At 74.5% G+C, this 20,794-nt stretch carries 16 protein-coding genes; 13 read left to right on the forward strand and 3 right to left on the reverse strand.

The window, feature by feature from the left end; genetic code table 11:
- The first annotated feature begins 86 nt into the window (after positions 1-86).
- The 9 genes from AB0P06_RS31335 (at position 87) to AB0P06_RS31375 (ending at position 11,327) form a co-directional block, all read left to right on the forward strand.
- Entirely contained in the window at positions 87-734 is a 648-nt protein-coding gene (locus AB0P06_RS31335) for an NUDIX hydrolase (RefSeq protein WP_363613309.1), read from the forward strand.
- Between the two features lie 164 nt (positions 735-898).
- Entirely contained in the window at positions 899-3,097 is a 2,199-nt protein-coding gene (locus AB0P06_RS31340; RefSeq protein ID WP_363613311.1) for a tetratricopeptide repeat protein, read from the forward strand.
- Between the two features lie 260 nt (positions 3,098-3,357).
- A complete protein-coding gene (gene ald / locus AB0P06_RS31345; protein WP_363613313.1) occupies positions 3,358-4,473 on the forward strand; it encodes an alanine dehydrogenase in 1,116 nt (371 codons plus the stop codon).
- Positions 4,474-4,856: 383 nt separating this feature from the next.
- Positions 4,857-6,023, forward strand: coding sequence for a ParA family protein (locus tag AB0P06_RS31350; protein WP_363613315.1), 1,167 nt, complete (start codon positions 4,857-4,859; stop codon positions 6,021-6,023).
- Positions 6,020-6,622: a hypothetical protein gene (locus AB0P06_RS31355; RefSeq protein WP_363613317.1), complete on the forward strand. Its 603-nt coding sequence runs from the start codon at positions 6,020-6,022 to the stop codon at positions 6,620-6,622. Before AB0P06_RS31350 ends, AB0P06_RS31355 begins: the two co-directional genes overlap by 4 nt.
- Before the next feature lie 158 nt (positions 6,623-6,780).
- Positions 6,781-7,662 carry a segregation/condensation protein A gene (locus AB0P06_RS31360; protein WP_363613319.1) on the forward strand — a complete coding sequence of 294 codons (882 nt, stop codon included), beginning with the start codon at positions 6,781-6,783 and terminating at the stop codon, positions 7,660-7,662.
- A 326-nt stretch (positions 7,663-7,988) separates the two neighbouring features.
- Complete coding sequence (gene scpB / locus AB0P06_RS31365; RefSeq protein WP_363613345.1) at positions 7,989-8,654, forward strand: SMC-Scp complex subunit ScpB; 666 nt, start codon at positions 7,989-7,991, stop codon at positions 8,652-8,654.
- Positions 8,654-10,126, forward strand: coding sequence for a pseudouridine synthase (locus AB0P06_RS31370; protein ID WP_363613321.1), 1,473 nt, complete (start codon positions 8,654-8,656; stop codon positions 10,124-10,126). The genes scpB and AB0P06_RS31370 overlap by 1 nt, the downstream gene beginning before the upstream one ends.
- Positions 10,127-10,343: 217 nt before the next feature.
- The gene (locus AB0P06_RS31375; RefSeq protein ID WP_363613323.1) at positions 10,344-11,327 is read left to right on the forward strand and encodes a helix-turn-helix domain-containing protein; all 984 of its coding nucleotides are present in this window, start codon (positions 10,344-10,346) and stop codon (positions 11,325-11,327) included.
- Between the two features lie 34 nt (positions 11,328-11,361).
- Here the strand turns inward: AB0P06_RS31375 and AB0P06_RS31380 are convergent, their stop codons facing one another.
- From AB0P06_RS31380 to AB0P06_RS31390, 3 genes are read right to left on the reverse strand one after another with little or no spacing between them, the layout of a single operon-like run.
- Positions 11,362-11,724, reverse strand: a complete 363-nt coding sequence (locus tag AB0P06_RS31380) for a DUF952 domain-containing protein (protein ID WP_363613325.1) — start codon at positions 11,722-11,724, stop codon at positions 11,362-11,364.
- A 49-nt stretch (positions 11,725-11,773) separates the two neighbouring features.
- The gene (locus AB0P06_RS31385) at positions 11,774-13,345 is read right to left on the reverse strand and encodes a mucoidy inhibitor MuiA family protein (RefSeq protein WP_363613327.1); all 1,572 of its coding nucleotides are present in this window, start codon (positions 13,343-13,345) and stop codon (positions 11,774-11,776) included.
- 3 nt (positions 13,346-13,348) lie between these two features.
- Positions 13,349-15,592, reverse strand: coding sequence for a DUF4139 domain-containing protein (locus AB0P06_RS31390; protein WP_363613329.1), 2,244 nt, complete (start codon positions 15,590-15,592; stop codon positions 13,349-13,351).
- Between the two features lie 242 nt (positions 15,593-15,834).
- Between AB0P06_RS31390 and AB0P06_RS31395 the strand changes: the two genes are divergently transcribed.
- The 4 genes from AB0P06_RS31395 to der all read left to right on the forward strand — a co-directional run bounded on the left by AB0P06_RS31395 (position 15,835) and on the right by der (position 20,593).
- Entirely contained in the window at positions 15,835-16,920 is a 1,086-nt protein-coding gene (locus AB0P06_RS31395; protein WP_363613331.1) for a prephenate dehydrogenase, read from the forward strand.
- A gap of 71 nt (positions 16,921-16,991) precedes the next feature.
- Positions 16,992-18,104, forward strand: coding sequence for a DUF4419 domain-containing protein (locus tag AB0P06_RS31400; protein WP_363613333.1), 1,113 nt, complete (start codon positions 16,992-16,994; stop codon positions 18,102-18,104).
- A gap of 142 nt (positions 18,105-18,246) precedes the next feature.
- Positions 18,247-18,960 (forward strand): (d)CMP kinase, encoded by a 714-nt coding sequence (gene cmk / locus AB0P06_RS31405; RefSeq protein ID WP_363613335.1) that lies wholly within the window; start codon positions 18,247-18,249, stop codon positions 18,958-18,960.
- A 178-nt stretch (positions 18,961-19,138) separates the two neighbouring features.
- Positions 19,139-20,593, forward strand: coding sequence for a ribosome biogenesis GTPase Der (gene der / locus AB0P06_RS31410; RefSeq protein ID WP_363613337.1), 1,455 nt, complete (start codon positions 19,139-19,141; stop codon positions 20,591-20,593).
- Positions 20,594-20,794 lie beyond the last annotated feature (201 nt).

Raw genomic sequence — 20,794 nt, forward strand, 5'->3', positions numbered from 1 at the left:
GTGTTTCACCGGACGGCGGCCCCGCGATTCCTGCGGGGCCGCCGTCCGGCGTTAGATTGTGTCGTACTGACGAAAAGGGGAGACCGATGGACGACCAGCAGCAGCCGCGGATCCGCGATGTGGCCGAGGAGTGGGAGGTCCGGGCCAGCGGGACGCCGTTCCAGGGCCGGGTCACCGGGGTGCGCACCGACGAGGTCCGGATGCCCGACGGCAGCTGGGCCCGCCGCGACTACCAGACCCACCCCGGCTCGGTCTCCGTCCTCGCCCTGGACGACCGGCAGCGGGTGCTGATCCTGCGCCAGTACCGCCACCCCGTCCGCCAGCGCCTCTGGGAGCTGCCGGCCGGCCTGCTCGACGTCCCCGGCGAGAACCCGCTGCACGCCGCGCAGCGGGAGCTGTACGAGGAGGCGCACTGCGCGGCCGGCAGCTGGCGGGTGCTGGTCGACTTCTACACCTCGCCCGGCGGCACCGACGAGGCGGTGCGGCTCTTCCTGGCCACCGACCTCTCCGAGGCCGAGGGCAAGCGCTACGAGGCGCACGGGGAGGAGCTGGAGATCGAGGTCGCCCGGGTGCCGGTCGCCGAGCTGATCCGGCTGATCCAGGCCGGCGAGCTGCACAACCCCACGCTGATCACCGGCACCCTCGCCGTGCACGCCGCGCTCACCGGCCCCGGCGGGCTGGACGCGCTGCGCCCGGCCGACTCGCCGTGGCCGGCCCGGCCGTTCCGGGCATGAGCGGACGGCTTTCGCACGCCCAGTTGATCCGCCGGGGTGATTTACCGGTTCGTACGACCGGATGGCACCTCAGCTGAGCCGGACGCTCGAACTACGCTTCGCAGACAGGGCGCCCGTCCCGGGCCGCCTTCGCTGAGCGCTGGGTGACGTCGGGAGTGGCACGGGTGGCGAGGAAGACGGCGACGATGGACGCGGGGCCCGGCGCGCCCGCCGAGGGGGCCCCCTCGCTGCACCGGCTGCCCGCCGGGCCCGCGCTGTTCGTCGGCCGGCGGGCCGAACTGGCCGCGCTGCGGGCCGCCGCCGCCCGCCCGGCGGAGGGCCGCAGCACCGTCCTGGTGCTGGCCGGCCGCCCCGGCTCCGGCCGTACCACCCTGGCCGTCCGGTTCGCCGTCACCGTCGCCGCCGACTACCCCGACGGCGTGCTGTTCGCCCGGCTGTCCGCACCCGACGGCGGCCGGGTGCCGCCCGCCCGGGCCGCCCGCCGGCTGTTGGAGCAGCTGGGCGCGGACGTCGCCGCCGTCCCGCTGCCCGGCGCCGCCGCGGACAGCCGGGACGAACCGGCCTGTGTCGCGCTGCGCGAGGCGCTGGCCGGGCGGCGGGTCCTGCTGCTGCTGGACGACGTGCGGGACGCCGGACAGCTGTGGCCGCTGCTCGCCGACGAGCCCGGCTGCCTGGTCCTCGCCACCACGGCGGGACCGCTCACCGGCATCGAGGACATCGACCCGGTGATCCTCGGCGGCCTCGACCGGCAGGCCTCCGGCGAGCTGCTCGGCGACCTGGTCGGCGGCACCCGGATCGGCTGCGACCCGGTCGGCGGGGTCGATCTCGCCGAGACCTGTGGCTCCCGGCCGGCCGCGCTGCGGCTGATGGCCGGATGGCTGCGGGGCAACCCCGAGGCGGCCGTCACGGACGCGGCGCAGGAGCTGGCCAGGGTGGTGGGGGAGGAGGACCCGAAGGCGGACCGGTCGGCGGACCGGCAGCCGGACGCGCGGTCGGATCCGCGGTCCGAGGTGGAGCCGGAGAAGAAGACGGAGCAGCGGCCCGAGCGGGCCGGGCGGTCGGTGACCGGGGTCAAGGGCGGCCGACGGGCAGCGGCCGACGGGCGGGCCGGCCGGGGAAGGCGGACGGAGGCCAGGGGCGGCGGGAGCGGTGGCGGTCACGGTGCCGGGCAGGCCGTGGGGAGCTCCGCCGGGAAGACGGCCGCGCCGGAGACCGCCGCGCCGCCCGCAGCGGCCCCGGCGGCCGGCCCGGCGGACTGGGTGAAGCCGGGCCCGGAGCCCGCCGAGCCCGTTCCCGTCCCCGACAACGACCCGCTGATCGGCGCGTTCACCCTGCTGTACGCGACGCTGCCGGCCGCCCAGGCGCGGCTCCTGCGCGCGCTCACCCTCGCGCCCGCCCAGACCGCCGACCTGCGGACCGCCTCCGCCCTGGTGGGCTGCCCGGCTCCGGAGGCGGCCGCGATGCTGGCCGCGCTGGCCGAGCTGGAACTGCTCGGCGAGGAGCCGCCCGCCGCCGACGGAACCCCCCGCTACCGGGTGCCCGGCCGGCTCCACCCCCGGCTGGTCCGGCTGCGCGAGCGGGAGGACCGGCCCGCCGAGATCGAGCTGGCCCGGGCCCGGCTGCTGGAGCGGCTCGTCCGGCTCACCGACTCCGCCCGCGCGCTGCTCGACCCGGCCGGCGGTCCCGGCCCCGACCCGCTGCCCGGCCCGTTGCGGCTGCGCTCCGCCGACCACGCCCGGCAGTGGCTGCTCGGCGAGCGGGACCAACTGCTCGGTGCCGTCGCCGACGCGATCGGCCAGGGCGACCTGGACGGCTCGGCCGGCCGGCTGGTCACCGCCCTGCTGCGGGCCCTGCCGCTGACCGAAGGCGCCGCGCCCGCCGACCTCTACCAGCTGCACGAACTGGTGCTGACGGTGGCCGAGCGGCACGGCAAGGCCCGGCGGGCGGCCGCCGCGCTGCTCAACCTGGGCGACCTGCAGGCCGCGGCCGGCTGCTGGGAGCGGGCCGTCACCCATTACCGGGCCGCCCTGGAGCACGCCAGGGCGGCCGATGACGAGGCCGCCTGCGCCCGGGCCCTGGAGGGCGCGGCCGGCTGTCACCGGGCGCTCGGCGACGCGGTGCGGGCGGCGGACTGGTACGGCCGGGCGCTCGGCCTGCGGCAGTCGATGGGGGACCAGCCCGCCGAGGCCAGACTGCTCGCCCGGGTGGCCGAGGCACACACCGCGCAGCGCCGTTTCGAGGAGGCCGAGCGGGAGTACCGGGCCTCGCTCGTGGTGCTGCGCAGGCTGGGCGACGAGCGCGGCCGGGCGGCCGTCGGTGCCGCCCTGGCGGACCTGCGGGAACGCTTCGACAGCGGGTGGTAGCCGGAGCTTCGGGAGTATTGTCGAATATGCCCGGTTGGGGTGCATTTGGCGGGAAGATCACTGGGGAAGCCTACGAACCTGCCAATGTGTCCGGCAGATTTATTCACTTTGGAAGGCTGACACGCCGCCTGGGCTTCATTACACTCGAACTCAGCGCGCAGAAGTCTGTGCCCCGGTGTCGTCCGGCGGCTTCCCCCTATGCGCGTCGCCCGCCGGTCTTCTCCGGTAGGGACCCCCATGGCAAGAGGACGTGTTTAGCCGTGAAGGTCGGCATCCCCCGCGAGGTCAAGAACCACGAGTACCGCGTGGCCATCACGCCCGCCGGCGTGCATGAGCTGGTCCGCAACGGACACGAGGTCTACGTCGAGGACAACGCCGGTGTCGGCTCCTCGATCCCCAACGAGGAGTACGTGGCCGCCGGTGCCACCATCCTCCCCACCGCCGACGAGGTGTGGGCCACCGCCGACCTGCTGCTGAAGGTCAAGGAGCCCATCGCCGAGGAGTACCACCGTCTGCGCAAGGGCCAGACCGTCTTCACGTACCTGCACCTGGCGGCCGACCGCGCCGGTACCGACGCGCTGATCGCCTCCGGCACCACCGCCATCGCGTACGAGACCGTGCAGCTCGCCAACGGCGCCCTGCCGCTGCTCGCCCCGATGTCCGAGGTCGCGGGCCGGCTGGCCCCGCAGGTCGGCTCGTACCACCTGATGCGCCCGGCCGGCGGCCGCGGCGTGCTGCCCGGCGGCGTGCCCGGCACCCACCCGGCGAAGGCCGTCGTCATCGGCGGTGGCGTCTCCGGCTGGCACGCGGCCACCATCGCCATCGGCATGGGCTACGAGGTGACCCTGCTCGACCGCGACATCAACAAGCTGCGCGAGGCCGACAAGGTCTTCGGCACCAAGATCAAGGCCATCGCCTCCAACGCCTTCGAGCTGGAGAAGGCCGTGCTGGAGGCCGACCTGGTGATCGGCGCCGTGCTGATCCCGGGCGCCAAGGCCCCGAAGCTCGTCACCAACGAGCTGGTCTCCCGCATGAAGCCGGGCTCCGTGCTCGTCGACATCGCCATCGACCAGGGCGGCTGCTTCGAGGACTCGCACGCCACCACGCACGCCGACCCGACCTTCAAGGTCCACAACTCGGTCTTCTACTGCGTGGCGAACATGCCGGGCGCCGTCCCGAACACCTCCACCTACGCGCTGACCAACGCCACGCTGCCCTACATCGTGGAGCTGGCCAACCGTGGCTGGAAGGAGGCGCTGCGCCGTGACCCGGCCCTGGCCAAGGGTCTGAACGTGCACGAGGGCCAGATCACCTTCGGCGCCGTCGCCGAGGCCTTCGGCCTGGAGTCCGTCTCCCTGGAGACCGTGCTCGCCTGATCGTCTCACCCCGGCCCGGGGCGGTGCGTGCCCTCGTCGGCGCCCCGCTCCGGACCGGGCCGCCCCCGCGGGGCGGCCCGTTGGCCCCCGACCCGCTCCCCTCGGGCCGGGGGCTTCGCCGTGCCCGCGAACGGACGGTGGCCCGGGTGGGTCGCTCTGTCGTCAATTTCTGTGGGTCACGTCACCCGCCCCCGGAAACGTTAGAGTCAGGGGCCCGCCCATCCCTTGACAGAGGGTTGCCCGATAGTCGACACATCCGGCCCACTACCGTGGATTGTGTTGCTGCGAACGCCTTGAACGGCCTAGAGTCGCAAACCGTCGGCATGCTGCCACGCTGACGAATCGACATAGAGTCCTGGATGCCCAAGGAGGTAAGACGACTTGTGAATGAGTCGACATTTGCTCCCGGGGGTGGTCAGCCAGGACTGGCGGAGCACGCCGCCGGACTGCCGAGTGAGGAGCCCGGGGCCCGGCAGGCCACCGTGGGCTCGGCCGAGGTCGGCTCGGTCGCTCTCCGTACTTTCGAAGCACGCCAGACCACAGCACAGGTGACCGCGGTGACCGACTACGACGCCGATCTGCCGGCCCACGGCCTGGCCTACGGCGAGTTCGCCTACGGCGCCTACGACGACCCGGACGCCGAGTACGAGCCGGACCCGGAGTACGCCGCCACGCTGGCCCCCGACGCCGCGCGCCAGCGCCGCGAGCGGGTCGGCCCGACCGGCCGGCCGCTGCCGTACTTCCCGATCCCCGCGCCGGTCGCCGAGCACGGCCCCGCGCAGATCATCGCGATGTGCAACCAGAAGGGCGGCGTCGGCAAGACCACGTCGACCATCAACCTGGGCGCCGCGCTGGCCGAGTACGGCCGCCGGGTGCTGCTCGTCGACTTCGACCCGCAGGGCGCGCTCTCGGTCGGCCTCGGCGTCAACCCGATGGAGCTCGACGTCACCGTCTACAACCTGCTCATGGAGCGCGGGCTGACGGCCGATGAGGTGCTGCTCAAGACGGCCGTGCCGGGCATGGACCTGCTGCCGTCCAACATCGACCTCTCCGCCGCCGAGGTGCAGCTGGTCAGCGAGGTGGCCCGGGAGTCCGCGCTGGCGCGCGCCCTGAAGCCGCTGCTGCCCGACTACGACTACGTCATCATCGACTGCCAGCCCTCGCTGGGCCTGTTGACGGTGAATGCGCTGACGGCCGCTCACAGCGTGATCGTCCCGCTGGAGTGCGAGTTCTTCGCCCTGCGCGGTGTCGCGCTGCTCACCGAGACCATCGAGAAGGTCTGCGAGCGGCTCAACCCCGAGCTGCGCCTGGACGGCATCCTGGCCACCATGTACGACTCGCGCACCGTGCACAGCCGTGAGGTGCTGGCGCGGGTCGTCGAGGCGTTCGGCGACCACGTCTTCCACACCGTCATCGGGCGGACCGTGCGCTTCCCGGAGACCACCGTCGCCGGCGAGCCGATCACGACGTACGCGACCAACTCGGTCGGTGCCGCCGCCTACCGCCAGCTCGCCAGGGAGGTGCTCGACCGGTGCCGCCCCGCCGAGTGAGTCTCCCGGGTGCCGACGAGCTGTTCCGGACCACCGGCGGGATGGCGCTGTCGCCGTCCCTCGCGCCGCGTCCGGCCGCCGAGGCGCCCAGACCGGAGACCGCGCGGGCCGTCAACGGTACGGACGGTGCCGAGGGCGCCGAGGGCACCGGCGAGGCCGGGCAGCCGCACGAGTACCAGCAGCAGCCGGCCGCGGCCGGAAACCGGGCCGGGACCGCCGGGCCGGGGGCCGTGGTGCCGGCGCCTTCGCAGCCGGCCGGTGCGCAGACCGCGCCGGGCGGCCGGACCGCCGCCGCTCCGGCGCAGCGCCAGCACACCGGTGCCGCCGAGGAGCAGGCCGGGACCGCCGGGCGCTCCCGGGCACGCGGCCGTGCCCCGCGCCGCCCCACCGGGCGGGAACGGCACGACGAGAAGATCACCGTGTACGTGTCCGCGGAGGAGCTCATGGATCTTGAGCACACCCGTCTGGTCCTGCGCGGCGAGCACGGCCTGGCCGTGGACCGCGGCCGGATCGTCCGGGAGGCCATCGCGGTGGTGCTGGCGGACCTGGAGCAGCGCGGTGAGGCCAGCATCCTGGTACGGCGGCTGCGCGGCCGCTGAGCGGCGTCCGAGGGGCGTCCGGGGGGTGCCGGACGGCGCGCCGGGCGGGACCGAGCGGCGCGGGCCCGGGCCGGCCGGGCGCGTCCTGTGCATCGCGCGCGGCGTGTCGGCGGCACCGGCGGGGGGCGGGCGGCCCGGCCGGGTGAAGATGGACCGTCATGCCGAGCACCGCCGAACCGCCCGCCGCCGCTGGGACCTCCGTCGCCGTGGGGACCGCCGCCGCCGATGAGCCGCAGGGCGGCTTCCGGGTGCGGCTGGAGAACTTCGAAGGCCCCTTCGACCTGCTGCTGAGCCTGATCACCAAGCACCGGCTGGACGTCACCGAGGTGGCGCTGGCCACCGTCACCGACGAGTTCATGACGCACATCCGCGCCATGGGCCCGGACTGGGACCTGGACGCCGCGACCGAGTTCCTGGTGGTCGCCGCCACCCTGCTCGACCTCAAGGCCGCCCGGCTGCTGCCCGCCGCCGAGGTCGAGGACGAGGAGGACCTCGCCCTGCTGGAGGCCCGCGACCTGCTCTTCGCCCGCCTGCTGCAGTACCGGGCGTACAAGCGGGCGGCGGCCGTGTTCGGCGAGCGCTGGGCGGCCGAACTGCTCCGACACCCCAGGACCGCCGGCCTGGAGCCCCGGCACGCGGCGCTGCTGCCCGAGGTGGTGATCACCATCGGCACCGAGCGGTTCGCGCAACTGGCGGCCAGGGCGATGACGCCCAGGCCCGAGCCGGTGGTCTACGTGGACCACATCCACACCCCGCCGGTCAGCGTGCGCGAGCAGGCGGGGCTGGTGGCCGGGCTGCTCGGCGAACTCGGGGAGGCGTCGTTCCAGCAGCTGGTCGCGGACGCGCCGGACACCCTGGTGGTGGTCGCCCGTTTCCTGGCGCTGCTGGAGCTGTACCGGGAGCGGGTGCTCGCCTTCGAGCAGCCGGAGGCGCTGGGCGAGCTGCTGGTGCGGTGGGTGGCCGAGGCGGACCGGGGCGAGGTCGAGGTGACGGACGAGTTCGACCGGCCGGCGGGCGAGCGGAAGGAGGACGGGCGCTGATGGACGGCGGTCTGGAGAGCGGGGGCGTGGAGAACGGGGGCCCGGAGGCCGGCGTTCAGGAGGCCGGGGCTTCGGAAGGGGGCGGGCGGCCGGCGCGGCGGCCGCTCGGCCTGCCGGGGCGGCCGCGGGCCGAGGAGTGGCTGGAACCGGCCCCGCTGCCGGTGGTGCCCGGGCCCTCGGCCGCCCCGGCCGTCGGACCCGGGGTACGCACACCGGAGGCGGCGGGCCGGGTCGTGCACCAGAAGTCGGCCCCGCCGACTTTCTGTGACGGCGGTGACGGTCGTGACGGCGGCGGCACGGGGGAGGGTTTCGGACTCAAGGCCGAGCTGGAGGCGATCCTGATGGTCGTGGACGAGCCGACCGGGGAGGCCCACCTGGCGTCCGTCCTGGAACGGCCCCGGGCCGAGGTGGCGGCGGTGCTGCGCGAGCTGGCGGCCGAATACACCGCCCAGGGCCGGGGCTTCGACCTGCGCCTGGTGGCCGGCGGCTGGCGGTTCTACACCCGGGCCGAGTGCGCGCCCGCCGTGGACCGCTTCGTCCTGGACGGCCGGCAGGCCCGGCTGACCCAGGCCGCGCTGGAGACTCTGGCGGTCGTCGCCTACCGTCAGCCGGTGTCCAGATCGCGGGTCTCCGCCGTCCGCGGTGTGAACTGTGACGGCGTGATGCGTACCCTGGTACAGCGAGGACTGGTGGAAGAGGCCGGATCCGAGCCCGAAACAGGTGCGATCCTGTATCGGACGACGAACTACTTCCTGGAACGGATGGGGCTCCGCGGCCTGGACGAGCTGCCGGAGCTCGCTCCCTTCCTGCCCGAGGTCGACGACGTGGAAGCGGAGTCCCTGGAGGGCACGATGATCGCGGAGGCGGTCGCCGCCGCGCAGGCCGCGGACGGCAGAGGCGAGGCCGATCGGGCTGCGCCTGATCGGCAGGGGGCGGTGAGGTCGGCCGAAACGACCGCACATCCCAGACGGAACGACGTACGGACACTTTGATGCGTAGCAGTGGCAACGGCAGGAACAGCAGTGGCGGCGGAAGCGGCCGCGGCGGACAGGGCGGGGGCCGGGGCGGCGGCTCCCACGGGGGCGGCTCCGGCCGCGGTGGCTCGGGTTCGTACGGCGGTGGCTCGGGCTCCTCGCGGGGTGGCTCGGGTTCGTACGGCGGTGGCTCGCGTGACGGGTCCGGCTCGTACGGTGGCGGTTCGGGCTCCTCGCGGGGTGGCTCGGGTTCGTACGGCGGTGGCTCCGGTTCGCGGGGTGGCTCGGGTTCGTACGGCGGTGGCTCCGGTTCGCGGGGTGGCTCGGGTTCGTACGGCGGTGGCTCGGGCTCCTCGCGGGGCGGCTCCGGCTCGTACGGTGGCGGCTCGCGTGGTGGCTCGGGTTCGTACGGCGGCGGCTCCGGTTCGCGCGGTGGCTCCGGCTCGTACGGGCGGGACGACCGGCGCGACAGCCGTCGGGACGACCGGCGCGACGACCGCCGGTACCCCGACCGCCCGCTGCGGCCCGAGGAGCGGCGCTACGACCGCCCCGAGTACGGCGGCGGCCCCAACGCCACCCCCGCGCGCGGCGGTTTCACCGGGCGACGCCCCGGCCCGGCCCCGCGCCCGCGCCGCGAGGGCCAGGGTGCCCCGGGCGACCCGCGCCGCCAGCCCCAGCGCTCCCGCGAGCTCCAGGCCAAGATCGAGGACGCCGTCCTCGCCCGGCACGACAAGCCGGCCGTGAAGCTGCCCAAGACCTTCGGCGAGCCCGAGGGCGAGCGGCTGCAGAAGGTGCTGGCCCGGGCCGGCATCGGCAGCCGTCGGGCCTGTGAGGAGCTGATCGAGCAGGGCCGGGTCGAGGTCAACGGCAAGCTCGTGACCGAGCAGGGCAAGCGGGTCGACCCGCAGAAGGACGAGATCAAGGTGGACGGCCTGACCGTCGCCACCCAGTCCTACCTGTTCTTCGCGCTCAACAAGCCGGCCGGCGTGGTCTCCACCATGGAGGACCCGGACGGCCGCCAGTGCCTCGGCGACTACGTGACCAACCGGGAGACCCGCCTCTTCCACGTCGGCCGCCTGGACACCGAGACCGAGGGCATCATCCTGCTCACCAACCACGGCGAGCTGGCCCACCGCCTCACCCACCCCCGGTACGGCGTGACCAAGACCTACCTGGCCGCCATCCAGGGCCCGATCCCGCGTGACCTGGGCAAGCAGCTCGCCCAGGGCGTCGAGCTGGAGGACGGCTTCGCCCGCGCCGACAGCTTCAAGGTGATCTCCAACGTCGGCAAGAACTACCTGGTCGAGGTGACCCTGCACGAGGGTCGCAAGCACATCGTCCGCCGGATGCTGGCCGAGGTCGGCTTCCCGGTCGAGAAGCTGGTGCGCACCCACTTCGGCCCGATCGCGCTGGGCGACCAGAAGTCGGGCTGGCTGCGCCGGCTGACCAACCCCGAGGTCGGCCAGCTGATGCACGAGGTCGGCCTGTAGGGCCACCCGCCCGCCGGATCGTGAGGGTCCCCCGCCACTCGGCGGGGGGCCCTCACGCCGTTCGGCGGGGTCCCGCTGTGAACCCGGCCGCACCGCCGGTCACCGCCTTGTCAGCGTGATGATCCGTGGCCGAGGATTGCCACCTGACCACGACCCGCCGAGTGGCGGGACTGCGCCATCCGCGGCGCGGGTGCGAGGCGAACGGGGGAGCGGCGTCGTGTCCGATGCACCACTCAGCGCACTGGGACTGGCCGCGCCGGACGGACAGGTCTACGCGGCGCTGGTGGCCAATCCGCAGTCGACGGCGGAGGACCTGGCCGGCGCCTGCGGCCTGACGCTCCAGCAGAGCGTCCGCGCACTGGACCGGCTGGCGCAGCAGGGCATGGCGACCCGGGCACCGGTGGACCGCCACCGCTTCCTGCCGGTGGCCCCCGACGTAGCGATAGGCACCCTGATCGGCCACCGCGAGTCCGAACTGCGCCACGCCCGGGCCGAGATGCACCGTCTGATGGACGCCTTCCGGGAGGCCTCGCGCTACACCGACCCGGCGCACTCGGTCGAGGTGCTGACCGGTGGCGAGGCGATCGCGCAGCGGCTGGAGCACATCACGGAGACCAGCCAGTACCAGGTCCGCGGCTTCGACTGCCCCCCGTACATCCAGGACCCGGTGGCCGGCATCCCGTTGCAGCGCCAGCGGATGACCGAGGGGCTGCGGTTCCGGACGATCTACGACCGGGAGGCGGTGGCCTGGCCGGGCCGGCTGGAGAAGAACATCCTGGCCGGTGTCGCGGACGGCGAGGAGGCGAGGGTCCGGCCGGTCCTGCCGATGAAGATGGTCATCTCGGACGACCGGATGGCGATCATCCCGATCAGCGTCGGCGACAGCGTCCTCGACGCCGCCTATGTGATCCACCCCTCCGCGCTGCTCCAGGCGCTGGACACGCTCTTCGAGGCGGAGTGGGAGCGTGCGGTGCAGCTCCAGGCGGCGATCGGCGCCGACGAGGGGGCGCTGGAGCCGGAGGCCGACCACCGCAAGCTGCTCGGCCTGCTGGCGGCCGGCCTCACCGACGAGTCGATCGCCCGCTCGCTCGGCTGGAGCGCCCGGACCACCCAGCGCCGGCTGCAGAGCCTGATGCGCGCGCTGGGCGCCACCACCCGCTTCCAGGCGGGCATGGCGGCCCGGGAGCGGGGCTGGCTGTAGGGCGCGTCCAGGCGGGGGGCCGGGGCGGCGGGGCTCAGCTCCAGGGGGTGAGGCTCTCCCAGCGGCCGTCCGGGCCGCGTTCGACCTTCTCCAGGCCGACCACGGCGGTCCGGTTCAGCCGTCCGTAGATGTGCGGGAACAACACGCCGGGGGTGGCCCCTGGCGGCGGTGCGCCGTGCGGGGCCTCCCACCTGACCATCGGTTCCACCAGCGACTCCTCGATCAGCAGCACCATCAGCGGACCGGGGGTGTCGGCGAAGAAGGCGTTGGCCACCGCGAGTGCCGTCTGCTCGTCCGCCGAGCAGTGGATGAACCCGTCGGTGAGCAGCGAGGCGGTGGCGTACGGCCGGCCGGGGTCGGTCAGCCAGTCGTCCAGGGGGGCGAGGTGCAGGATCATGTACCTGTTCTACCTGAACGCCCGTCACGGCGGGGGTTCGCGCGGGGTGTCACAGGCCCGCCACCCTGGCGGTCGCCGACACCTCGTACACCAGCGTGACCGTCCGCCGCGCGCCCGGGCCGAGCGGCAGGTCCCAGCGGACGATGCCGTCGGCGTCGAAGGCGTCCGGCGGGGGGGAGCAGTCCTCCTTGCGCAGCCGCACCTCCACCGCCGACACCTCGGAGACCGGCACCCGCTCGCGCACCGCGACCAGCTGCTCGTCGCGCTCCTCCGGCCCGGAGAAGCGTGAGATGTGCAGCCGTACCGTCCGGGTGGTCACCGAACGCTGGGGGAGGCCCGTGGTGACCTGCCGCTCCTCGGTCTCGCGGACCACCCGGTAGCCGTCCGAACTGCCGAACGCCAGCTCGGCGTCGGCGCCCGCCGCCGTGAAGGGCAGCTCGCCCCGGCCGGTGAAGCCGCTGCCGCGGACCAGCTCCACCGGTCCGGCGAGCAGCGCGTGCCCGGCCGCGTTGCGGAACCGGACCACCTGGGTGACCAGCGCAGACAGCTCCGGCGCGCACGCGTACTCGCTGCTCGCCGGCACCGTGAAGCCGCTCAGCGGCACCCGGTGCGCCCGGCCGTCGGAGGGGACGGTGGCCGGTGCGGGCGCGCGCAGCACCCGGACCTCGCCGCCGTCGTCCACGCCCGGCACCGTCTCGGACGGGCCGAGGGCGCCGACCGCCTCCTCGCGCAGCTCGACCGCGACGGTGCGCCGCTCCTCGGCGCCGCGCTCGCGCAGCGTCAGCACGTCCTCGGCGAGCGCGGGTGGCTGGGTGGCCAGCGCGGAGCGGGCGGTGGAGAGGGTGAGCCGGACGCCCGTCCAGTCCTCGCCGGTGCGCTGCCAGACCACCGCCTCCGACTCCAGGTGCAGACCGCCGTCGGCCAGGGCGGCCCGGTAGGACGGCCGCCAGAGGGCGCACGGCACCAGGTGGCTGACGGTCAGCCGGACCGGGCCCGCGGCCCGCGCCTCGACGGTGAGTTCGAGGTGGGCGACCAGGTCGGCCGGCTCCTCCTCGGCCTCGTCGAGCGCGATCCGGGCCAGGGACCGCTCCTCCTCCAGCTCGCGCAGCCGGGAGCGGGTGGCGCGCAGTTCCTCGCCGTAGCGCTCGCGCTCGGCGTCCACCCGGTCCAGCTCGCGCGCCCAGCGGGCCCGCTCGACCTCGCCGGCGCCGGCGCCCTCGCCGATCTCGCGCAGCAGGTCCGCGCTGAGCTGGGCGAGCAGGGCCAGCCGAGCCTCCAGCCGGTCGTGCGACCGGTCCTCGTGGCGGGCCCGTTCGTCGAGCTCGTGGACGCGCCGGCGCAGCTCGGAGTCGCCCGGGCCCGGCGGCAGCGGGGCGTGCGGGGTCCAGGCACGCACGACGCGGGCGTCCAGCACCCGGGCGCCGCCACCGGCTCCGGTGGACCCGGCCGGTCCGGTGGCCTCGGCGCGCAGGGTGCGGTCGACCGTGAGCGCGGTGACCGGGCCGAGGCGCAGCCGCTGCACACCGGCGGCGAGTTCGACGGTGGCGGTGCGCTCGACCTGGCTGCGGTCCTCCAGACAGGTGACAGCGGTGACGGGGAGGGGGATCGTGCTGGTGCTCATCGTTCAGTTCCTCCGGTTTCCGCCGACGATGGCCTTTCCGGCCGGGATTCTGATCTGGTAGCCGCCGTCGAGCTCGGCCCGGCCGCCCGGCGGCAGCTCGACCCGCCAGAGCCGGGTGCTCGGCGGGCAGTCCGGCGAGGACACCGCCGGCGCGTGCCAGTCGGCCCGCTCCTCGATCCTGATCTCGGCGTCGGACGCGACCGGCACGCGCTCGCGGACCTCCACGGTGACGGTGTGGCCGAGCCGGTTCGCCAGCTCCACGTGCACCCGGTGGTCGAGCACGGTGCTGCTGTTCAGCATGCCCGTGGTGGACTCGCGCAGCTCGGTGCGGCGCGCCACCTCGATGCTCTCGGTGACGCCGGTGCCGAGCCGGCGCAGGCCGCCCGGCGCGAGGGTGGGCAGGGCGGCGGTGAGCAGGAACTCGTCGTCGACGGTGACCTCGACGGGACCGGCCAGGACGGCCCGGTCGGTCCGGTTCGCGATCACCAGCGTGCCGTACACCTTCTTTTCGACGGAGGGGACGGTGACGTACTCGGGGCGGACGCTCACCGGGATCTCGTCGATCGTGACGGTGTGCCAGGTGCCGTCGGACGGGATGTCGGCGGGCGCGGCGGCGTCGAAGCGGTGGTCGAAGGAGCCGGCCGAGACGCGGGGCGGTACGGCGTGGCGGGGGAGCGGGAGGGGCGGCAGGGCGGCGCCGGTCCGCTCGAACGAGGTTCTGGGGGCGGGCGGGCGGAGGATGCCACGGCGGGCGGCGGGTTCGTCGGGGCCGGCCAGGACGAGGGAGGGGTAGTCGAGGAGCGCGGCGTCGGGGGCGGGGGGTGCTTCGGGGGATCCGGGGGTGTCGGCGGTGCTGGTGCTGGTGGCGTTGGTGGATCCGGCGGCTTTGGCGGCGCCGGGGCCGGGGGCCGCGCCGCCCGCCCTGGCCCGGCGGGCGAGGACCGGCGCCGGGGCCGGTCCTCCCGGCTGGGGCAGGGGCGGCGACGGGGGCGCGCCGTAGCCGGCGAAGCCCGGGGGCGGCGGGAGCGGCTCGTCGGCGGACAGGACGCCTCCGAAGCGGGGCCCGCCGGGAGCGGCCGGGGCGACGGGGGCGGCAGCGGCGACGGGGGCCGCGAGGAACGGGGGTGTGGCGGCCGCGACGGCGAGCGGGCCCCGTCGGCGCGGCTCGGGGCGCGGGCCCGGCGCGTCGTAGCCGGTGAACAGGTCGGCCAGGCCCGCCGGGGGCTCGCGCCAGCCGGAGGGCGGCGGGGCGGGCTGGCTGCGGCCGATCCGCAGCGAGCGCAGCCGGGGCAGGTCGGTGCGCCGTTCCAGGTCGGCGGTGGAGAGGGCGAGGCGCACGCCCGTCCAGTCCTCGCCGGTCTGCTGGGCCACCGAGGCGCGCAGGACCAGCCGTCCGGTGTCGGACCCCTGCCGGTACGACAGGCGGTAGGCGGGCACCCAGCGGGCGGCCGGGACGCCGTACTCCACCTCGATGTGGAGGTCGGTGGTGTTCGCGGTGGTGCTGTCGGCGGTGTCGGAGGGCGTTTCGTCGGGCGTGGCGGGGGTGGTGAGGGTGAGCAGGACGGTCGCGGAGGTCTCCACGGGCCGGGCCGGTTCGGCCGTCGAGGCACGCTCCAGCCGGTCGGTGAGCACCTCGGTGCGGTGCTCGGCGAGTTCGAGCTCCCGGGTGAGCGCCTCGGCCCGCCGGTGCAGCCCGGTCAGCCGCTCGTCGACGAAGTCGGCCAGCTCCAGCCAGGCGTCCGCCGGTGTCCGGCGATGCGGGTCGCCGTGCCGCCGCTGCGGTGGCACGGCGCGCAGCGAGGCCGTCTCGGCGATGGCGGTGAGGACCAGCCGGTGCCGCTCGCGGACGGCGCTCTCGCTCTCCCGGGCATCGTTCAACTCGCGTCGGAGATCAGGGAGTTCGGCGGTCGTGCGGAGCTCTGCGACCGGTTCGAGCCGGGCCTCGGTGACGGCGGTGCCCGGGGGAGCGTCGAGCACCCTGGCCCGCAGCGTACGGCCGTCGAGCACCCGGGGCAGTCCGGTCAGCCGAAGCCGCCCGCCCGGCGGCACGGCCACCCGGGCCCGACGGCGGCAGACCGCGCCGGCCGCGTAGACCACCACCGAGTCGAGCACGGACGGATGGGCCGGGACCGCCGGGCCCGGGTGGTGCCGTCCGTCGCCGGGCCCGTTGTCCTGTCCGGTGTCCGGTCCGTTGTCCCGCCCGTCGCCGTCGTACGGCTTGTCGTCCGTGCTGCGCCGATCGTCCACCCGCCAACCCCTTTGCTTCCGTTCGCGTCGCTCGCGCCGCGCCACCCTCGGGCGGCCAGTCTGCCCCGCCGTGGCACGGGCGGCTCCGGATTTCGCCGTGCGCGGCGTGTGGGAGGACGGGCCCGGCGGCGGGGTGGTTGCGGCGGCGACAAGTGGCCCGTGATGGCCGCAGGGCTCGTGGGGATGCGAGAGGATGGGGCAGCACGTCCAGGCCAGCCCCCCGTGAGGAGAGCCACCCCGCCATGCGCACTGCCGCCGTCGTCGGTACCGGACTCATCGGCACCTCCGCCGCGCTCGCCCTGACCGGCCGCGGGCTGACCGTCCATCTGGAGGACGCCGACCCGGACGCGGCCCGGACCGCCGCCTCGCTCGGCGCCGGCATCACCGAACCCGCCGACGGACCGGTGGACCTGGCGATCATCGCGGTCCCGCCCGCGCTGGTCGGCAGGGTGCTGGCCGACTGCCAGCGCCGGGGCCTGGCCCGCTGCTACACCGACGTCGCCAGCGTCAAGGCCGGCCCGCGGGCCGAGGTGGCCGCGCTCGGCCTCGACACCGTCCACTACATCGGCAGCCACCCGATGGCCGGCCGCGAGCGCTCCGGCCCGCTGGCCGCCCGCGCCGACCTGTTCGAGGGGCGGCCCTGGGTGCTGACCCCCACCGCCGACACCGACACCGAGACGCTCAACGCCGTCCTGGAACTGGTGGCGCTCTGCGGCGCGATGCCGATCGTGATGGACGCCGTCGCGCACGACCGCGCCGTCGCCCTGGTCTCGCACGCCCCGCAGCTGCTCTCCTCGCTGGTCGCCGCCCGGCTGGAGCACGCCGACGAGACGGCCATAAGGCTCTCCGGCCAGGGTGTCCGGGACGTCACCCGGATCGCCGCCTCCAACCCCGGGATGTGGATCGACATCCTCTCCGCCAACGCGGGCGCGGTCGCCGACATCCTGGAGGAGGTCGCCGTCGACCTCGGCGACACCGTCACCGCCCTGCGGGCCCTGGAGGCCGCCGAGGAGGGCGAGCGGCACGCGGGCGCGGCCGGCATCGAGGCCGTGATGCGCCGGGGCAACACCGGTCAGGCCCGCATCCCCGGCAAGCACGGTTCGCCGCCCACCCGCTACGAGACCGTCGCGGTGGTCCTCGGCGACCAGCCCGGCGAGCTGGGCCGCCTCTTCGGCGAGGTCGGCGCGGCCGGGGTCAACATCGAGGACGTCGACATCGAGCACTCCACCGGCCAGCAGGTCGGCTTCGTCCAGCTGTCGGTCGCCCCGGCGGCGGTGAAGCCGCTGACGGTCGCACTGCGGGCCAGCGGGTGGAGCGTCCGGGACTGAGCGGGGCGCTTCGCCTCCGGGCGGTCGAGGGTCGGGGCGGCCGCGGGCCGAACGCAAGTGGGGGACGGGGAATGATCATTGATGTGCCGCTCGCCGAGGGCGAGCCGGGCGACGTACGCGAGCCGACCGCCGTCGGCAACGACGGGTTCCTGGCGGCGGTGGTGGGCGGCGGGTTCCGCATCCACCACCGGAGCACGGCGACGCTGCTGGACAGCGCGCGCCCTCGGCACGACCCCGCCGAGGGCGAACCGAGCTGGAGCCTGCTGGTGCGGGCGGCCCATCTGGCGTTCGCCGGGCACCTGCCGCTCAGCTTGTCGCCGGACGTGCTCTGGTACGCCGTCGTCCACGAGATCGCCGTGCATCTGCGGCTCAACGCCGAGCAGTACGCCGGGCTGTTCACGAGGACGCCGGGCGAGCGGTCGACCATCACGGTCCGGGACGACAGCCTGTTCGGCCCCGACCCCGACTGGGCCCGTTCGATCCGCCTGGTCCGCGAACCGCTGGAGCAGGCGCTCGGGGCGGAGACCGTGGAGCTGTTCCAGCCGTCCTTCTCCACGACCACACCCGACGACGTGTCGGCCGCGCTGGTCGCGCTGATGGACGTGGTCAGCCCGTACTACGAGTTCCGCTGGGAATCGCTGTGCGGGATCCCGAGGATCCGGCTGGAGGGCACGGCGGATGACTGGCGGCTGCTGGCGTCGCGGGTGGGCGAGCTGGAGCAGTGGTTCGACGGGCTGCGCCCGTGGTTCGCGGACCTGCGGCCGGTGCTGGACACCATCGCCCGGGCGGCGGCGGGCGAGGTGGACGAGGAGTTCTGGCGCTCGCTGTACACATGGGAGTCGATGTCCGGCGGGGACTTCGTCTCCGGCTGGATCACGGCGTTCTTCGCCCACACCCAGACGCCCGACGGGCCCCGGCCGAGGGAGACCTTCGGCTGGCACGGTCGGCAGGACCGTCGGCGACGCCGGCGCGGTCGGCCGGACGGCCGGCCGGATCGGCCGGTGAGGTTTCTGGAGAACGACTTCCCGTCGCACGTCTCCAAGGTCCCGTTCCAGTGGGAGCAGCCGGGCGGCATCCGTGCCATGGCCTTCGTGGCGGGGGTACTCGGGGTGGAGCGGGACGGGGAGTTCGTCCGGCCGAGGCTCGGGCATGCGGTGCTGGAGATCGACCGGGCCGGGGTCTGACGCGGCCGGACCGGGGTCTGGCGCCGGTCCATTAACCTTGAGGGAGACATTCCCAGGTTTCCGGTTCCCGGCTGCCGGTTTCCTTCCGGCTTCCGTCCCGTTGACATGCTTCAGGCTTCAGGCCTTAGAGAGAGGTTCGCCCGTGGACACTGCCGACCGAGCGCACGCCCCGGTCGTCGTCGCCATCGACGGACCCTCCGGCTCCGGCAAGTCGACCGTCTCGCGGGCGGTCGCCGCCAGGCTGGGCCTGAGCTTCCTGGACACCGGCGCCATGTACCGGGCGATGACCTGGTGGATGCTGGCCAACGGCGTCGACGTGGACGACCCGGAGGCCGTGGCCGTCGCCTGCGGCAAGCCGGTGATCGTCTCCGGCACGGACGCGGACGGCCCGACCATCACGGTCGACGGTCGGGACGTCTCCGGCCCGATCCGCGGTCCCGAGGTGACGGCGCAGGTCAGCGCGGTGTCCGCGGTGCCGGCGGTGCGCTCGCGACTGGTCGAGCTGCAGCGCGGCTGCGCCCGGGTCGCCGAGCGCGGCATAGTCACCGAGGGCCGGGACATGGGGACCGTGGTGTTCCCGGATGCCACCGTCAAGATCTTCCTGACCGCCTCGGAGACGGCCCGCGCCGAGCGGCGGGCGGCCGAGCTGCGGGCGAAGGGCGTGGACGAGGCGACCATCACCGCGATGGCCGCCGACCTGGCCCGCCGGGACGCGGCCGACTCCTCGCGGAAGACGGCCCCGCTGACCCAGGCCGCGGACGCGGTGCTGGTGGACACCAGCGAGCTCACCCTGGAGCAGGTGATCGGCACGATCACCGCGCTGGTGGAGGAGCGGGCCGGGCTGTCCGCGGTCTGAGCAGGGCGTTGGAACGTCCCGGGCGTCGAGTCGTCCGGGACATGGATCATCCGGGCGTTGGTTCGTCCGGCCGGTGCCGTGGTGGCACCTTCACTGAAGTACTCGCGCTGCCCCGATCGGGCAGGTACGCACGGCGCGCCCCTGGGAAGGGCCGGGCCGGGAAACGGAAAACACGAACATGACCGCAGAGCACTCCACCACCGGCCACGGTGAGCTGGACGCCGCCGAGTACGCCGAGTTCATGGCGCTCGCCGCCGAGGAGGGGTTCGACCCCGAGGACGTCGACGGCCTCGGTGACGCCGACCACGCGCCGCTGCCGGTGCTGGCCGTCGTCGGCCGCCCGAACGTCGGCAAGTCGACCCTGGTGAACCGCATCATCGGCCGCCGTGAGGCCGTCGTCGAGGACAAGCCGGGCGTCACCCGGGACCGCGTCAGCTACGAGGCCAGCTGGAACGGCCGCCGCTTCAAGGTCGTCGACACCGGCGGCTGGGAGATCGACGTCCTCGGGATCGACGCCATGGTGGCGGCGCAGGCCGAGCTGGGCATCGAGACCGCCGACGCGGTGCTGTTCGTCGTCGACGCCACCGTCGGTGCCACGGACACCGACGAGGCCCTGATCAAGATCATCCGCCGGGCCGGCAAGCCGACCGTGCTCTGCGCCAACAAGGTCGACGGCCAGTCCACCGAGGCCGAGGCCGCGTACCTCTGGTCGCTCGGTCTGGGCGAGCCGTACGCCGTCTCCGCCCTGCACGGCCGCGGCTCCGGCGACCTGCTCGACGCCGTCATGGCCGCTCTGCCCGAGGCCCCGCCGCAGACCTTCGGCGACGCCGTGCTCGGCGGCCCGCGCCGGGTCGCGCTGATCGGCCGCCCCAACGTGGGCAAGTCCAGCCTGCTCAACAAGGTCGCCGGCGAGGAGCGGGTGGTCGTCAACGAGCTGGCCGGCACCACCCGTGACCCGGTCGACGAGATGATCGAACTCGGCGGCAAGACCTGGAAGTTCGTCGACACGGCCGGTATCCGCCGCCGCGTCCACCTGACCGCCGGCGCCGACTTCTACGCCTCGCTGCGCACCTCCGCCGCGCTGGAGAAGGCCGAGGTCGCGGTCGTCCTGGTCGACGCCAGCGAGAGCCTGGCCGAGCAGGACACGCGGATCATCTCGATGGCCGTCGAAGCCGGTCGCGCCGTCGTGATCGCCTACAACAAGTGGGACCAGCTGGACGAGGAGCGCCGCTACTACCTGGAGCGCGAGATCGAGCGCGACCTCGTCCAGGTGCAGTGGGCCCCCCGGGTCAACGTCTCGGCCAAGACCGGCCGGCACATGGAGAAGCTCGTCCCGGCGATCGAGACCGCGCTGGCGGGCTGGGAGACCCGTATCCCGACGGCCCGGCTGAACGCCTTCCTCGGCGAGCTGGTCGCCGCGCACCCGCACCCGATCCGGGGCGGCAAGCAGCCGCGCATCCTGTTCGGCACCCAGGCGGGCACCCGTCCGCCGCGCTTCGTCCTGTTCGCCTCGGGCTTCCTGGAGGCCGGGTACCGCCGGTTCGTCGAGCGCCGGCTGCGTGAGGAGTTCGGCTTCGTCGGGACGCCGATCTCGATCTCGGTCCGGGTGCGGGAGAAGCGCAAGCGCAAGTAGTAAGCAGTCGGTCCGGCCGTGGCCACGGGTACGGCGACGGACGCGGCGCGGTGCGTACCGGTGTGTGTCGGTGCGCGTCGGAGCCGGTGAGGGCCCCGCCACTTCGGCTTGGGTTCTAACGGTCCTCGCAACACCCGCGATCTGTGGGAGTTGCGAGGGCCGTGGCTGTTGGACGCGATGATCTTTCGGGTTTGAGGGAGC

Source organism: Kitasatospora sp. NPDC088351 (genome assembly GCF_040685575.1).
In the GTDB taxonomy this organism is placed as follows: Bacteria; Actinomycetota; Actinomycetes; order Streptomycetales; family Streptomycetaceae; genus Kitasatospora.

Excerpts from the sequence above, each read along its gene's own strand:
- AB0P06_RS31335 (WP_363613309.1), top strand. The coding sequence starts at position 87 with ATGGACGACCAGCAGCAGCCGCGGATCCGCGATGTGGCCGAGGAGTGG.
- AB0P06_RS31360 (WP_363613319.1), top strand. The coding sequence starts at position 6,781 with ATGCCGAGCACCGCCGAACCGCCCGCCGCCGCTGGGACCTCCGTCGCC.
- AB0P06_RS31370 (WP_363613321.1), top strand. The coding sequence starts at position 8,654 with ATGCGTAGCAGTGGCAACGGCAGGAACAGCAGTGGCGGCGGAAGCGGC.
- AB0P06_RS31380 (WP_363613325.1), bottom strand. The coding sequence starts at position 11,724 with ATGATCCTGCACCTCGCCCCCCTGGACGACTGGCTGACCGACCCCGGC.
- AB0P06_RS31385 (WP_363613327.1), bottom strand. The coding sequence starts at position 13,345 with ATGAGCACCAGCACGATCCCCCTCCCCGTCACCGCTGTCACCTGTCTG.
- AB0P06_RS31395 (WP_363613331.1), top strand. The coding sequence starts at position 15,835 with ATGCGCACTGCCGCCGTCGTCGGTACCGGACTCATCGGCACCTCCGCC.
- AB0P06_RS31400 (WP_363613333.1), top strand. The coding sequence starts at position 16,992 with ATGATCATTGATGTGCCGCTCGCCGAGGGCGAGCCGGGCGACGTACGC.
- der (WP_363613337.1), top strand. The coding sequence starts at position 19,139 with ATGACCGCAGAGCACTCCACCACCGGCCACGGTGAGCTGGACGCCGCC.